The 13,457-nt window shown below is 69.0% G+C and carries 11 protein-coding genes and 1 pseudogene; 6 read left to right on the top strand and 6 right to left on the bottom strand.

Annotated features, from left to right (window positions below; genetic code table 11):
• Positions 1–32 precede the first annotated feature (32 nt).
• Positions 33–920, top strand: a complete 888-nt coding sequence (locus AB0M59_RS30170) for a LysR substrate-binding domain-containing protein (protein ID WP_364621684.1) — start codon at positions 33–35, stop codon at positions 918–920.
• 213 nt (positions 921–1,133) lie between these two features.
• Here AB0M59_RS30170 and AB0M59_RS30165 read toward each other — a convergent pair whose 3' ends face one another.
• Together AB0M59_RS30165 and AB0M59_RS30160 are read right to left on the bottom strand one after the other, a co-directional pair.
• Positions 1,134–2,759, bottom strand: a complete 1,626-nt coding sequence (locus AB0M59_RS30165; protein ID WP_364621682.1) for an NAD(P)/FAD-dependent oxidoreductase — start codon at positions 2,757–2,759, stop codon at positions 1,134–1,136.
• Positions 2,760–2,781: 22 nt separating this feature from the next.
• Entirely contained in the window at positions 2,782–3,711 is a 930-nt protein-coding gene (locus tag AB0M59_RS30160; protein WP_364621680.1) for an alpha/beta hydrolase, read from the bottom strand.
• A gap of 275 nt (positions 3,712–3,986) precedes the next feature.
• On the opposite strand from AB0M59_RS30160, the gene AB0M59_RS30155 reads away from it, so the two are divergent.
• Positions 3,987–5,741: a helix-turn-helix domain-containing protein gene (locus AB0M59_RS30155; RefSeq protein WP_364621678.1), complete on the top strand. Its 1,755-nt coding sequence runs from the start codon at positions 3,987–3,989 to the stop codon at positions 5,739–5,741.
• Positions 5,742–5,764: 23 nt separating this feature from the next.
• On the opposite strand, the gene AB0M59_RS30150 is transcribed toward AB0M59_RS30155, so the two are convergent.
• The gene (locus AB0M59_RS30150) at positions 5,765–7,105 is read right to left on the bottom strand and encodes an NAD-dependent succinate-semialdehyde dehydrogenase (protein ID WP_364621675.1); all 1,341 of its coding nucleotides are present in this window, start codon (positions 7,103–7,105) and stop codon (positions 5,765–5,767) included.
• 143 nt (positions 7,106–7,248) lie between these two features.
• Here AB0M59_RS30150 and AB0M59_RS30145 point away from each other — a divergent pair, with 143 nt between their 5' ends.
• Positions 7,249–8,316: an alcohol dehydrogenase gene (locus tag AB0M59_RS30145; protein ID WP_364621672.1), complete on the top strand. Its 1,068-nt coding sequence runs from the start codon at positions 7,249–7,251 to the stop codon at positions 8,314–8,316.
• A 132-nt stretch (positions 8,317–8,448) separates the two neighbouring features.
• Here AB0M59_RS30145 and AB0M59_RS30140 read toward each other — a convergent pair whose 3' ends face one another.
• Both AB0M59_RS30140 and AB0M59_RS30135 read right to left on the bottom strand, forming a co-directional pair.
• Positions 8,449–8,739: a hypothetical protein gene (locus AB0M59_RS30140; RefSeq protein WP_364621670.1), complete on the bottom strand. Its 291-nt coding sequence runs from the start codon at positions 8,737–8,739 to the stop codon at positions 8,449–8,451.
• A gap of 72 nt (positions 8,740–8,811) precedes the next feature.
• Positions 8,812–9,477, bottom strand: coding sequence for an N-6 DNA methylase (locus AB0M59_RS30135; protein WP_364621667.1), 666 nt, complete (start codon positions 9,475–9,477; stop codon positions 8,812–8,814).
• Positions 9,478–9,842: 365 nt separating this feature from the next.
• Here AB0M59_RS30135 and AB0M59_RS30130 point away from each other — a divergent pair.
• Together AB0M59_RS30130 and AB0M59_RS30125 are read left to right on the top strand one after the other, a co-directional pair.
• A protein-coding gene (locus AB0M59_RS30130; RefSeq protein ID WP_364621664.1) for an IS3 family transposase occupies positions 9,843–11,002 on the top strand; the annotation gives its coding sequence in 2 pieces (ribosomal slippage) (positions 9,843–10,121 and positions 10,124–11,002; 1,158 coding nt in all).
• Positions 11,003–11,117: 115 nt separating this feature from the next.
• Positions 11,118–11,639 (top strand): annotated as a pseudogene (locus AB0M59_RS30125) (transposase family protein); the annotation flags it as partial.
• Between the two features lie 94 nt (positions 11,640–11,733).
• Here AB0M59_RS30125 and AB0M59_RS30120 read toward each other — a convergent pair.
• Entirely contained in the window at positions 11,734–12,885 is a 1,152-nt protein-coding gene (locus AB0M59_RS30120) for a helix-turn-helix transcriptional regulator (protein ID WP_364621662.1), read from the bottom strand.
• Between the two features lie 72 nt (positions 12,886–12,957).
• Here AB0M59_RS30120 and AB0M59_RS30115 point away from each other — a divergent pair, with 72 nt between their 5' ends.
• Positions 12,958–13,197, top strand: coding sequence for a hypothetical protein (locus AB0M59_RS30115; RefSeq protein ID WP_364621660.1), 240 nt, complete (start codon positions 12,958–12,960; stop codon positions 13,195–13,197).
• Positions 13,198–13,457: the final 260 nt, after the last annotated feature.

Genomic DNA, 13,457 nt, shown 5'->3' with positions numbered 1-13,457 from the left:
ATCAGTCCCTCTGTGATACCGTTTCGACAATTATGGACGTCCAGCAGATCCGCGCGTTCCTCGCGGTCGCCGAGGAACTGCACTTCGGCCGGGCCGCCGAGCGGCTACACATCGCCCAGCCGCCGCTGAGCCGCACGATCAAGCAGCTGGAGCGCGAATTGGGCATCCAGCTGTTCGATCGCAACACCCGGTCGGTCAGCCTGACCACCGGCGGCCAAGCCCTCGTCGACCCGGCGAAAGAAGTCCTGGCGGCCTTGCGGCGCGCGGAAGCGGTGGTGCGGTCGGCGGGCGACGGTGAGACGGGGCTGGTCCGGATCGCGTTCGCCGGGGTGTCCACGCACGACCTCGTCGCGCGGCTCGCCCGCGTCGTCCGGTCACGACGGCCGCGGATCCAGCTGGAGCTGTCGAGCCAGAACTTCGCCCAGCCCGCGATGAAAAAGCTCGTCCAGGGCGACACCGACATCGCGCTCGGCCGCTGGGACGTCGTCCCCGCCGAAGTCGCGGCCGAGGTGGTGATGCCGGACATGCTGTCGGTCGCCGTCCCGGACACCCATCCCCTCGCCGATGCCCCGAAAGTCCACATCGGACAGCTGGCCGGCGACGCGTTCGTGTCGTTGCCGCCGCACGAGGGCGCGGTGCTGCCCGACCGGCTGCGGCGCCTGGCCCACGCCGCCGGATTCGTCGCCGACGTCGTCCAGATCGCCCCCGACACGCAGACCGCGCTAGCCCTGGTGAGCGCCGAAGTCGGCTGCCACCTGACCCTTGCTTCGGTCGCTCGTAACGTCATCGACCCGCACGTGGTGTTCGTGCCCCTCGATGCCCCGGCGCAGGAGGTCGATCTGCGGGCCGCGTGGCGCCGGGACGACCGCGCCCCCGCGGTACGGGCCGTCCTTGATGAGCTGCTGGCGCTGCAACAGTGACGGCGCCGGGCCCGATCGGGCCCCGCGCCCCGGGCCCGAAAGTTGGGAGGGGGCCCCGGGGGCGGGGGTCCCCCCCACATGGGAAGCCCCGGTGCGCGGGGGGGCGGCCCCCCCGCGCCCCCGGTGTGTGGGGCCGTCTTTGCTCCTCCCGTCGGTCCCCAAGCTGTCCGCCGCCGCCCCCGAGGGGCCCCCCCGCCGCTCGCCGAAAGGTGCTCAGGCGACCGCGGTCGCGTCTTCCCGCACCAGTTCGAAGCCCTCGTAGCCGGCCTCGGCGACCGCGGCCAGCTGCTGCCGGTAGGCGCCGAGCCCGCCCAGGTAGAACATGACCGCGTTGCGCTTGCCGGGGATGTTCGCCCCGAAGATCCACGAGTCGGCCTTCGGAAACAGCGTCATCTCCGCAATCTCCGCGCAGGTCGCGGTCCACGCGCTCTCGGCAGCCGCGGTCGGTTCGACCGTCGTCACCCCGTCCCGCTCAGCAGCGCCGACCAGCTCGCTGATCCACTCGACCTGGGCCTCGATGCTCGGCGGCAGGTTGGTGAAGGGCCCGTTGGGGCCGAGGATCATGAACATGTTCGGGAAGCCCGCCTTCGCCAGGCCGAGGTAGCTGGTCGGACCATCGCTCCAGTGCTCGCTGATGTGCTTGCCCTCGCGTCCGCGCAGGTCCATTGCGCGGTAGTTGCCGTCGACCGCGTCGAACCCGGTCGCGAACACCAGGACGTCGAGCTCCTGCACGACTCCGTCGGCCGTCCGCACGCCCGCCGGGGTGATCTCCTCGATCGGGTTCTCCTTGAGCGAGACCAGTTCCACGTTGTCGCGGTTGTAGGACTCGTAGTAGCCCTCGTTGCAGAGCGGGCGCTTGGCGTAGAGATCGGTCGGCGTCAGCTTGCGCGCGGTTTCCGGGTCTTCGACGACTTCGGCGATCTTGCTCCGGATGAACGCCGCGGCGGCCGCGTTCGCATCTGGGCTCGTGGCGATGTCACAGAACGTACCGAACATGAACCGGAAGCCGTTGCCCTTGTCCCAGGCCTCCTGGAACACCCGGCGGCGTTCCTCCTCGGACACGCTCATCGCTTCGACGCCGCTCTCCTCGAACCCGAACGCGACGACGGAGTTGCGGACCTGCTCCCAGATGGCGTCGAAGTTCTCCTTGGTCCGGCCGACCTCGGCCGGGTCGACCGGGCCGTTGCCGGAGGGCACGCAGTACTGCGGCGAGCGCTGGAACACCGTGAGGTGCCCGGCCGTCTTCGCGGCGGCGGCGATGAATTGAGTGCCGGTCGACCCGGTGCCGATGACGCCGACGCGCTTGCCGGTGATGTCGAGGTCTCCGGGCCACGCGTTGGTGTGCACCAAGCGCCCGGCGAAGGTGTCACGGCCCGGGATGTCGGGGATGTTGCTCTTGGCCAGCAGGCCGAGCGCGTTGACCAGGTACCGGCTCGTCATCGTGTCGCCGGCCGCGGTGGTGACCCGCCACAGGTCGGTGGCCTCGTCAAAGACGGCGGCCGTGACCGCGGTGTTCAGCCGGATGTCACCGCCGAGGTCGTAGCGCTCGACGACGTGCTCGAGGTAGGTCAGCACCTCGGCCTGCTCCAGGTACCGGGTGGTCCAGTCCCACTCCTGAAGCAGGTCCTTGTCGAAAGAGTAGCGGTAGACAAATCCTTCGGTGTCGGACTTGGCGCCGGGGTACTTGTTGAAGTACCAGGTGCCGCCGACGCCGCCGCCCTTTTCGAACGCCTGCACGGACAGGCCCAGTTCGTTGCGCAGCTTGTGCAGCATGTAAATGCCGCCGAAGCCGGCGCCGATGACGATCGCGTCGACGTCCGGGGTACTGGTGGTGCTCATGATCACTCCTGGGGATGACGGGTCAGCTGAGGTGCCACTTCGCGATCGCGGCGAGTTCGGCGTCGGCTTCGGGCGCGGTGCCGGCCAAGAAAGGGAAGACGTGCTGCATGCCTTCGGCGATCGACAGCGTGACGTCGATGCCCGCCGCCTCGGCCTTCGCGGCGACCCGGGTGGCGTTGTCGACCAAGGACTCCGCCGAGCCGGCATTGACGTAGAGCCGGGGGAAGCCGGTGAAGTCGGCATACAGCGGGTTCGCCAGCGGCGTCTTCGGATCGATTGCCCCGTCGGCGAGGACGCCGGCAATCATGCCTTCGAGCAAGGGCACCGAGATCAGGGCATCAGTGGCATCGTTCGTCACCAGTGTTTCGCCGGAGTTCTCCATGTCCAGCCACGGCGAGAACGCGATGACGTGTCCGGGCAGCGGCAGGCCTTGCTCCCGCAGCGCCAGTGGGATGGCGATCGCCAGGTTCCCGCCGGCCGAGTCGCCGATCGTCGTGATGTCCGCGGGCGCGACTCCCCGCTCGACCAGGGCGGTGAACGCCGAGACGCCATCCTCGACCTGCGCCGGGTGCGGGTGCTCGGGGGCCCGTCGGTAGTCGAGCACTAACGCGGTGACGCCGAGCGCCTTGGCCACGTGCGCCGCCAGCTTGCGGTGGCTGGCCGCCGAGCCGACGGCGAAGCCGCCGCCGTGGGTGTACAGCAGCACCTTGGCGGTGTCCGCGCCGGCCGGCAGCGTCCAGATGCCTGGAACCCCGCCGACGGTCTCCTCGCGGTAGGTCACGTCCTCGGGCTCGCGAGTGGGCTGGTGCCACTCGTCGAAGATGCTGCGGAACAAGCGGGGCGTCAGGCCGGGGGTGGTGGCGATCAGCTCGGTCCAGTCGGCGTAGAGCGCGCGCAGCGCCTCCGACTCGGCTGAAGTGCCCGGCGGGCGGGCCGATGGCGCCGTTGTCATCCGTTCCTCCTCGAACTCGTCACGGACCGTCGTGGCCCGTCCCGGTTGTGGTGTGGGACTCACTGTGACGAGGGCGGCCATTACCTCGGGTGTTCCGATTCGGAACGCTGCGGGTGTGCCGAAACGGAACACCCAGGCTCGAGGCGAACGGGACTACCGTCGGTGCACCGCTGTGGCGTTCGGGCGGCGGCGTGAGGCATATTGACGATGGGGCTGGCGCCGCTGCCGGCGTACGGGCGGGCGGGGCGCACCCCGAGACCGACCGCGAGGCGACGATGCGTCGAGACGAAACCCCGGCCTTGCCGGTGCTGTCGCGGGCCGAGCGCGAGCGGATCCGCCGCAGCCGTGAAGCCCTGGTCGAAGGCGGGCTTTTGACCGAGCCGCCCGGGCGTACCGGCGTGCCCCAACACATCGAGATGAGCTGGCGGCGGTGCGTCGGTGACGAGGTTCCCGTCCTGCCCGCCCGCATCGACTACCGGGAGCCCGACCACACGAGCTCGGCGCTCTACCGCGCCGCCGAGCCGGTGCTCAGCCGGCTCAAGGACAGCCTCGCCGACGTCGCCGTGGCCATGGTCCTTTCCGACGTCAGCGGCCGGATCGTGTTGCGGTACGCCGACGTGCGGCGCCAGCGCGACGTCATGGACCGGGCGCACGCCGCCGAGGGGTTCGACTTCTCCGAGCAGTCGATCGGCACCAACGGCATCGGCACGGTGCTGGTCGAACGCCGGCCGGTGCTGGTCCGCGGCCCGGAGCACTACAATGCGCTGCTCGAGGACCTCACCTGCGCCGGCACCCCGATCATCGAGCCCGCCAGCGGTCGGCTAGTCGGCACTTTCTCCCTGGCCTGCGCGGTGCGCGACGTGCACCCGCTGATGACAGTGCTGGCCGGGGACATCGGCCGGCAGATCGAGGCCAGGATCCTGGACGAGGCCGGCGACCGGCGCCGCCGGTTCGTGCAGGCTTGCCTGTCCCTCGACGGCGTGAACACCGGCGTCCTCGTCGTCGACGAGGAGACCGTGCTGGCCAACCGGCTCGGCCTCGTGCACGCCGGGCCGGAACTGCACCCGCTGCTGTGGCAGTTCCTCAGCGAGCACGCGCCGTCCCGGCCGCAGCGGATGCCGGTGCCGCTCTCCGACGGCCGCTACGACGCCGTTGTCGAGCCGGTGCACGACGGCGGCCGGGCCGCCTACAGCGTCAGGCTGCTCTCCGGGCGGCCCATTCCCCGCGAGGACGACTCCAGCGGCGCTGTCGCTCCGGTGCTGCGCGAGCCCCTGCACTTCGACGACCAGGTCGACCGCGAGCTCGAAACGGCCGTCCGCCACCGCGAACTGGTCGCGTGCACCGGCGCGAGCGGCACAGGCAAACTCCGAACGGCCCTGCGCGTGCTGAAGCGGCAAGGCGCCGCGGACCCGGTCGTCGTGGAACCGCACCTGGACCCCGACTGGTTCGCCCACGCCCGGGCGGCCGCCGCCGACGGCCGCGGGCTGGTGCTCCGGCGGATCCACACCGCGCCCGTGCCGTCCGCCGCACAGGTCCAGGCGCTCGCCGCCCCGGGGGGCCCGATCGCGCTCACCGCCGACCTCGACGACGCCAGTGACGCGGTCCTCGGTCTGGTGCGGCAGGTCGCCACCACCGTGCGGCTGCCCGAGCTCGCCCGCAGCCGGTCGCACCTGCCCACCTTGATCCGAGCCGTGCTCGCCGAGCTGCCCGGACCGGCATCGGCGACCCGGCTCTCGCCGCCGGTGTGGGACCTGCTGCTGTCCTGGCACTGGCCGGGGAACATCGCCGAACTCCGCAACACCGTCGCCCAGCTGGCGCGGCGAGTGGACGGCGGGACCGTCGAGGTCGAGGACTTGCCCGGCGAGCTCCGGACACCGCGGCGCTCGCTGAGCCTGCTCGAGTCCGCCGAGCGCAAGGCCGTGGCCGACGCACTACGGGCCGCTGGCGGGAACCGCAGCCGCGCAGCTCAGGAACTGGGGATCGGCCGCAACACCCTCTACCGCAAGATGCGTGAATTCGGCCTGGAGTGAGGGCGCGCCGCGCGCCCTCACTTTCAGGGAATCCGGACCAGCTTCTTGTTCGCGAACTCGGTGATGCCGAGCTCGGCCAGCTCCCGCCCGACACCAGACCGCTTCACGCCCCCGAACGGCAGGTCAGGAGCGCTCTTGCTGGTGCCGTTGATCCACACCATCCCGCACTCCAGCTCTTCGGCGAGAGCGCGCGCCTGCGCGATGTCCGAGGTGTAGATGGCGGCGCCCAGCCCGTACGGCGACTCGTTGGCCAGTGCGATGGCCTCGGCCGCGGTAGCAGCCTGGTAGACCACGGCCACGGGACCGAACAGTTCCTCGGAGTACGCGCGCATCTCCGGCGTCACACCGGTGAGCACGGTGGGCTCGTAGAAGGCGCCCGGACCGCCTCCGCGGCGGCCACCGGTGTGCAATGTCGCTCCCTTCGCCACCGCGTCGTCGACCTGCTCCGCGAGGTCGTCCACGACGCTCTGCGACGACAACGGGCCGAGACTGGCGGCCCGGTCCCGCATCGCCCGGACGAAGTTGTCGAGGAACTCGGGGTACACGTCGGCCAGCACGATGAAGCGCTTTGACGCGGTGCATGCCTGGCCGCCGTTGAACAGCCGGTTCCGCACGGCCTGGGAAACGGTGGCGTCCAAGTTCTCCGCGTCGAGCACGATGAACGGGTCGGAACCGCCGAGCTCCAGCACGTACTTCTTCAGGTGGCGGCCGGCGACCTCGCCCACGGCGGCGCCGGCGCGCTCCGAGCCGGTCAGCGACACCCCCTGCACCCGCGTATCGCCGATCATCCGCGCGATCTGGGCATTGTCGGCGAAGACGTTGACGTACACGCCGTCCGGGGCCTCGGCCTCGGTGATCAGCGCCTCGATCTCCAGCGCCGCCTTCGGACAGTTCCGCGCGTGCTTGAGCAGGATCGTGTTGCCCAGCATCAGGTTCGGTGCGGCGAACCGTGCGACCTGGTAGTAGGGGAAGTTCCAGGGCATGATCCCGACGAGGGCGCCGATCGGTTCCGTGCGCATGACGGCTTCCCCAGCGACGTCGAGCTTTTCGTCGGCGAGGAACCGCGCGCCGTGTTCGGCGTAGTACTCGTAGATCGAGGCGACCAGCGCGACCTCTCCCCTGGCCTCGGCGATCGGCTTGCCCATCTCCAGCGTCAGGATTTCGGCGAGCTCGTCGGCGCGCTCCCGGTGCACTCCAGCGATCCGGCGCAGCAGTGCCGCGCGCTGCTCCAGCGGCACGGCGCGCCATTGCCGGTAGGCGGCGTGCGCCCGGTCGAGAGCCTCGTCGATCTGCTGGTCGGACGCCGCCGGGAACTCCTCGACGAGTTCGCCCGTCGCCGGGTTGGTCGTGCGGTACCTGCTCATGCGCTCCTCGTTTCGTCGCTGGTCTCCGACGAGCGTGGCGCACCGAGCGCGACACAGGCGTGTTCCAAATCGGGACACCGGCCGACGGTGAACCCGGTGGTACCAAGGAGTTCGCCGGTCGTCCCCGGCAGAGGGAGCACGAAATGCACGCGTTCGCCGTCACGGGTGAAGGTTCCGTCGTCACCGGCTTGGAGCTGCCGACTCCGCGCCCCACAGGCAAGCAGGTGCTGCTCAAGGTCGAGCGGTCCGGTGTCTGCCACACCGACACGCACTTGCGCCAGGGCGGTTACGACCTCGGCAGCCGCGGCCGTCTCCGTCTCGCCGATCGCGGTGTCACCTACCCGCTGGTGATGGGCCACGAGGTGGTCGGCACCGTGGCGCAGGTCGGCGACGAGGTGCGCGCGCACCGGCCCGGCGACGTCCGCCTGGTGTACCCGTGGATCGGCTGCGGCGACTGCCCTCAGTGCGCCGCAGGCCGGGACAACTACTGCGCCGCCGGCCGCAACCTCGGAGTCGCCCGCCACGGCGGATACGCCGACCACATCGTCGTGCCCGACGAGAGGTACCTCGAAGACATCGCGGGACTCGACCTCAGCTGGGCAGCCACCTTGGCGTGCTCCGGCCTGACCGCATTCAGCGCTGTGAAGAAGGTGCAGCCGTCCACACCGGACGAACCCGTCGTGGTGATCGGGGCCGGCGGAGTCGGCCTCACCGCCATCGCGACGCTGAAATCCTTGGGTCACCAGGCAATCTGCGCCGTCGACCTCGTCGAGCGGAACCTGGCGATCGCCACGGAACTCGGCGCGTCGGCCACCGTCACGGCCACGAGCGACGCCCTCGGCAAGGACATCGTGAAGGCGTGCCACGGCCCGGTGGCGGCGGTGATCGACTTCGTCAACAACGGGACCACCGCCTCCGCGGGCTTCGACGCACTCCGCAAAGGTGGCCACCTGGTGCAGGTCGGCCTCTTCGGTGGTGAACTGACCGTGCCGACTGCGTTGATGGCGCTGAAGATGGTGACGATCAGCGGCAGCTTCGTCGGCACCCCGGACGAGCTGCACTCCCTCGTCGAGCTCGCCCAATGCGGCGCGCTGCCGCACATTCCCGTCCTCGACTCCCCGCTCGACGCCGAGAGCGTGCAACGGTCCTTGGACCGGCTCGAACAAGGGGGCGTGCCGGGCCGGATCGTCCTGCGCGGCGACGTCTGTTGACGTCCGAGCGGTTCCAGTGGGCACTCGACAAGATGATGGACTCCCATTCCGTCAGCTCCTCGATCCGCCGGCGCTCTGCCGCGACGATGTGCTCGAACGCCGACCCGCATGTACAGCGCTTCGAGTTCATCCTCAGTCGCCGTCCACCTTGCGCGGACGGCCACCGCCGGCACCTTGGCCCCGTCGTGCCGCCGCCCATCGCTCGATTTCGATCCTTCGGTCAGGTGACCAGCCGGGTGTCCGTCCGATGACGACGTCGGGCTCGGGAAAAGGGTGGGACTCGGCGTAGCGGGAGCGCCAGTTCGCGACGGCGCGGTGGCCGATGTTGAACCACGATCCGATCTCGACCATGTCGACGTAGCGGAAGGTCGTACCGACCGGCGCGGCCGGGCCGGCCGCGATCTTCCGCTCGCCTTGCTGCACCCGGCGAAGTTAGCAGGAACGGCCAGGCGGAGCGGTCACCTGAGCCGTCGGCGGCGCGTCGATGACCCAATCTCAGAGTCGCTTGAGGAAGTCGAGAGCCTGCATCCCCGGTTCCAGCCCGTGGACCCGCTCGGAGAACCACGCTCGTCCTCGACGGGCCTCCTCGGGCCAATGTGGATGAGCGAGGGTGTCGCCGACATACAAGGTCACCCCGGAGCCGAGGCCCCACAGCAGGCCGTTCACCGCCGTGTCGGCGACGGCAAGTTCGTCGGTGTCCGCGGCGAACCACAGCATGTCAGCCGGGTCGAGACCGTGGCTACGGACGACCTGGGCGGCCACTCGGAGGAGCCCGCCGGTGCCGACGGTGTCGTCGCAGAACGACTGCCCGGCCTTGAGGTCGTCGAGCGCAACCGCGGTCAGGGCGCAGGCGATGTCTCCCGGGGTGTACATCTGCGCGTTGACCTTCGTCGCCGTCCGCGAGCGCAGAGCGCCGAGCAGCGGGCCGAACAGGTCGCAGTCGAACCGTCGCTCCGTGGCGGTCAGCTCGAGTTGCCCGGCGTTCAGCGCGGCGACAGCTGACCTTTTGATCCGCTGACACGTCGGTTCGCCGCGGCCCAGTACCGCCCCGAAACCACCAAGCCCGGGAACTTCACCCTCATCCCCGGCTCGGTCCAGGCCGGTACCCCGCTGACCCGGATCTACCGCGACTACGATCTCGCCACCTACAACCGCAACCACGCCAAAGCCGTCGCCACCTGCGTCGAATTCTGGGGAACCGGCTACACCCAGGGCGGCACCCTCGACTGCGACGAATACCCGTTCCGCTCCACCTACCAAGGCGCCGCCTACAGCGACAACGGAGGCACGGTCGGCTACTCAGCCAAACCGATCAACCTGTCCCAGAACCGCAGCGCCGGCAACGACGTCGGCACCTTCTACAAGGACTACCGCATCCTCGACAGCGACGGCTACTTCGTCAGCGCAACCTAAGACACTGCACCACCTTCACTGAATCAGGGGCAGGGGCAGGGGCACAGGGTCTGCCCAGGGTTTGGTTGACACCTCACGTGTGAGGCTTCGGCCTCGCCTGGAAGGATGTCATCGTGCCCAAGCCCTACCCGCGTGAGTTCCGTGACGACGTGATCGCCGTGGCCCGCCGCGGCGAGACCCCGTTGAAGCAGGTCGCCAAGGACTTCGGGATCTCCGAATCCTGCCTGGCCAACTGGCTGCGCGCCGCCGACGTCGAGGACGGCACCCGCCCCGGCGTGACCCGCGAGGAGTCCGCCGAGCTACGGGAACTGCGCAAACGCAACCGCCTGCTGGAGCAGGAGAACGAGGTCCTGCGCAAGGCCGCCGCCTACCTCGCGCAGGGCAATCTGCCGGGAAAATAGCCTTCCCGCTCGTCCGTGACCTGGCCGCGGCCGGCGCCCCGATCAGGGTGCCGGTCGCGGTCACGTGCAGGGTGCTGGGCATCTCCCGGCAGGCCTACTACCAGTGGTGCGCAGCCCCGGTCTCCCAGCGCGACTGGGACGACGCGCACCTGATCAACGCCGCGCTCGACATCCACGCCGACGACCCGGCCGACGGGTACCGGTTCATCGCCGACGAACTCGCCCGCCGCGGGTTCACCGCCTCAGAGAATCGGGTGTGGCGGATCTGCTCGATGCAGCAGATCTTTTCGTTGCACGCCAAGAAGAAAGGACGCTACAAGAAGGCGGGGCCACCGGTGCATGACGACCTGGTCCGCCGGAACTTCACCGCCGACTCACCGAACGTGACGTGGTTGACCGACATCACCGAGCATCCCACCAGCGAGGGCAAGCTTTATCTGTGCGCCCTCAAGGACTGCTACTCCAACAAGATCGTCGGCTACTCCATCGCTTCCCACATGCGGGCCTCACTCGCCGTCAGCGCGTTACGCAACGCAATCACGCTCCGCGACCCGCGCGGTACCGTCGTCCACTCCGATCGCGGCGCCCAGTTCCGATCAGCTGCCTACCGGCGCCTGCTGCATGCTCACGGGCTGACCGGGTCGATGGGCCGGGTGGGCGCCTGCGGCGACAACGCCGCCATGGAATCGTTCTTTTCCTTGCTGCAGAAGAACGTTCTGGACACTCGACGGTGGCCGACCCGGGAAGAACTCCGCCTGGCCATCGTCACCTGGATCGAGACGAAATACCACCGCAAACGCCGACAACGAGGGCTGGGCAAGCTCACCCCGGTCGAGTTTGAGACCATCTACACGACCGCGTCAGCGGCCTGAGAACAGTCAGCTCCGGTGTCAACCGAAGTCTGGGCAGACCCCGTGACTGTTTGATCATTCTTGTTGTCGAAGCAAGATGATCACTACAGAAAAGCCACGGGCATGGTCAACGATACGAGTGTTGCTGGTCGCGACCTACTGGCGGACGAACCTGACAATGCGCCAGATCGGGCCGCTGTTCGAGGTGTCGCATTCCGCGGCGCACCGGGTCGACACAATCGAGCCGCTGCTGGCGCTGGCACCGGCCCGCAAACGCCGGGTCGACGCGGTCGCGATCGTGGACGGCACCCTGGTCCCCACCCGAGATCACCAACTGGCGACACCGTCGAAGAACTACCGCTACTCGACCAACGTGCAGGTCGCGATCGACGCCGAGACCCGGCTGGTGATCGCCACCGGCGACCCGCGACCGGGCAGCCGCAACGACTGCACCGTCTACCGCGACTGCGGCATCGCCGAGACCCTCGTTGACCGGCCAGTCATGGCTGATGGTGGCTACCAAGGCAATCTGGAGGTCGTCATGCCCTATCGCCAACCGCGAGACGGCAGCGAGTTGCCGGACTGGAAAGAAGACCTCAACGCCACCCACCGCAAAGTCCGTGCCCGCGTCGACTTGGAGCCGACCGTGAGCAAAATCTTCGAGCAATTCCCCAACTGCGTCCAAGCTCCACATCCCCGCCAGAGCAGTTGTCGACACCGTCGGGCAGTCCGAAATCACTGAAAGTCTCGATCTAAGCCGTTTTCAGCAGGCCCATCCGATCTGCCATCCCGCGGACTTCACGAGCGACGCCTTCGCGCCGGGTTCGCGCGAGCATCGTGGAGATGATCTCCCGCACGAACGGATTCGTCCGCGTCCTGATGCGCCCCAGCTTCTCGGCACGGATGAGCAGCGCCAGCACCTCCTCGTCCGGACGACGGATGCCGTAGAGGGCCCGCGCGTGCTCGATCAGGAACGTCGTGCGCCGCGAATCGATGGTCAGCTCAGCCGGGTTGACAGTCGCCGCTAGCCGCGCGGCCTCGGCATGATCCCCTCGTTCGAGCGCCGACGAAATACGCCAGAGCACGACGTTAGGCGGGCTGAACAGCAGGAAGTTCTCGTTGCCGTACTCGACGTGCTCGGCCAGGCCGGCCGCCTCGTCCAGCGCGGCCGTCGCATCGCCACCGAGCACCGATTCGGTGTAGCCCGTCGTCAACGTGAGCGCGCCCCGCACGTCGTAGGCGTCCGCCGGCACGTACTCGAGCGCGCGCTCGGCGAGCTTCGCGGCTCGCTTGTGCGCGCCCAGCCCGGACAGCGCCTGTGTGCGCGCGAACTCGGCGAGGGCGATCCAGCCGGGTTCGCCGAGCCGCTGCGCAGCCTCGTGGCCGCGGTCGGCCGCGATCCAGGCCAGCTCGAACGCACCGAGGCCCTTGCTCAGCAGCGCGGTGGTGTGCGTGGCGGTGACGAGTGATCGCAGCGCTTCAGGCTTGTCGACGTGGGTGTGGAGCGCCATCAGCAGTTCGGGAAGCCGGGCACCGACCTCAGCGTCCTGGTTCGCCTGGCGCAACGCGGCCAGCAGCTGCGTCTCCGAGAGCAGCTGGCTGAGGTCACCGATCGGCGGCTCGGCGCCGTCGAGGTCGGTGCTGAGCAGGGCGTCGCGGATAGCCGGGATCGCGGTGTCGGCCTGCGGGTCCCGGATCTCCAGGCCGTCGCCGGTGATGTCGGAAAGGCTGACGCGGAGCGCGCCGGCGATGGCGACCAGCGTGGAGCGCTTGTCGATGGCCGTTCGTTCGTTTTCGATCTTGGACAGGTAGCCCTTGGACAGGCCGGACAGGCCGGCGAGTTGTTCGAGAGACAGGCCTCGCCAGCGGCGCAGGCGTCGGATCGTCGTACCGATCGAGTCCATACCCACAGGGTACAGACCTGGGTTTCCTCCTAGGAAACGTTTGTGACCAGCACGTTTGTACCGTCCATAACTATGAGTCAACCACTGTCTACCCAGCAGTTCGTCGAGGGTGTCGACCTGCGCGGAGACTCCGCGCACGTCGAAGTCGACGTTCGTGACGACGGCCGGATCGCGTTGATCAGCTCGACGCCACGCAACGAGCCGCTAATTCTCGGCGCCGATCAGGCGGCCTGCTTGCGCAACCAGCTCGGCGGCGCCCTGACGGCGGCGCTGCGAGACGCACGGACGACCCGGGGGGTCGACGCCTCGTGAGCGCCGTGATCTACCTCGATCCGGCGGTGCTCCGTCCCGTTGTCAACGGGTACTGGCACCGCCCCCGGCTGGCCAGGATCCCCGAGTCCGGGCAGGTCATCACCATGCTCTGCGGCGAGACTGCGGAAGCTAAGTTCCAGCCGCTGAGCGATCGCCGTGCCCACGGCGTTCCTCGCATGTGTCCTCCGTGCGACTCGGCCTACCGGCGCGAACAGGGCATCCCACTTCAGAATGACCGACTCCGGCAGTAAGCCCTACTG

The sequence above is a fragment of the Amycolatopsis sp. NPDC051371 genome (genome assembly GCF_040682155.1).
Lineage (GTDB): Bacteria > Actinomycetota > Actinomycetes > Mycobacteriales > Pseudonocardiaceae > Amycolatopsis.
Note: the sequence above shows the minus strand (reverse complement) of the source record. Positions and strands in the feature narration are given on the sequence as shown.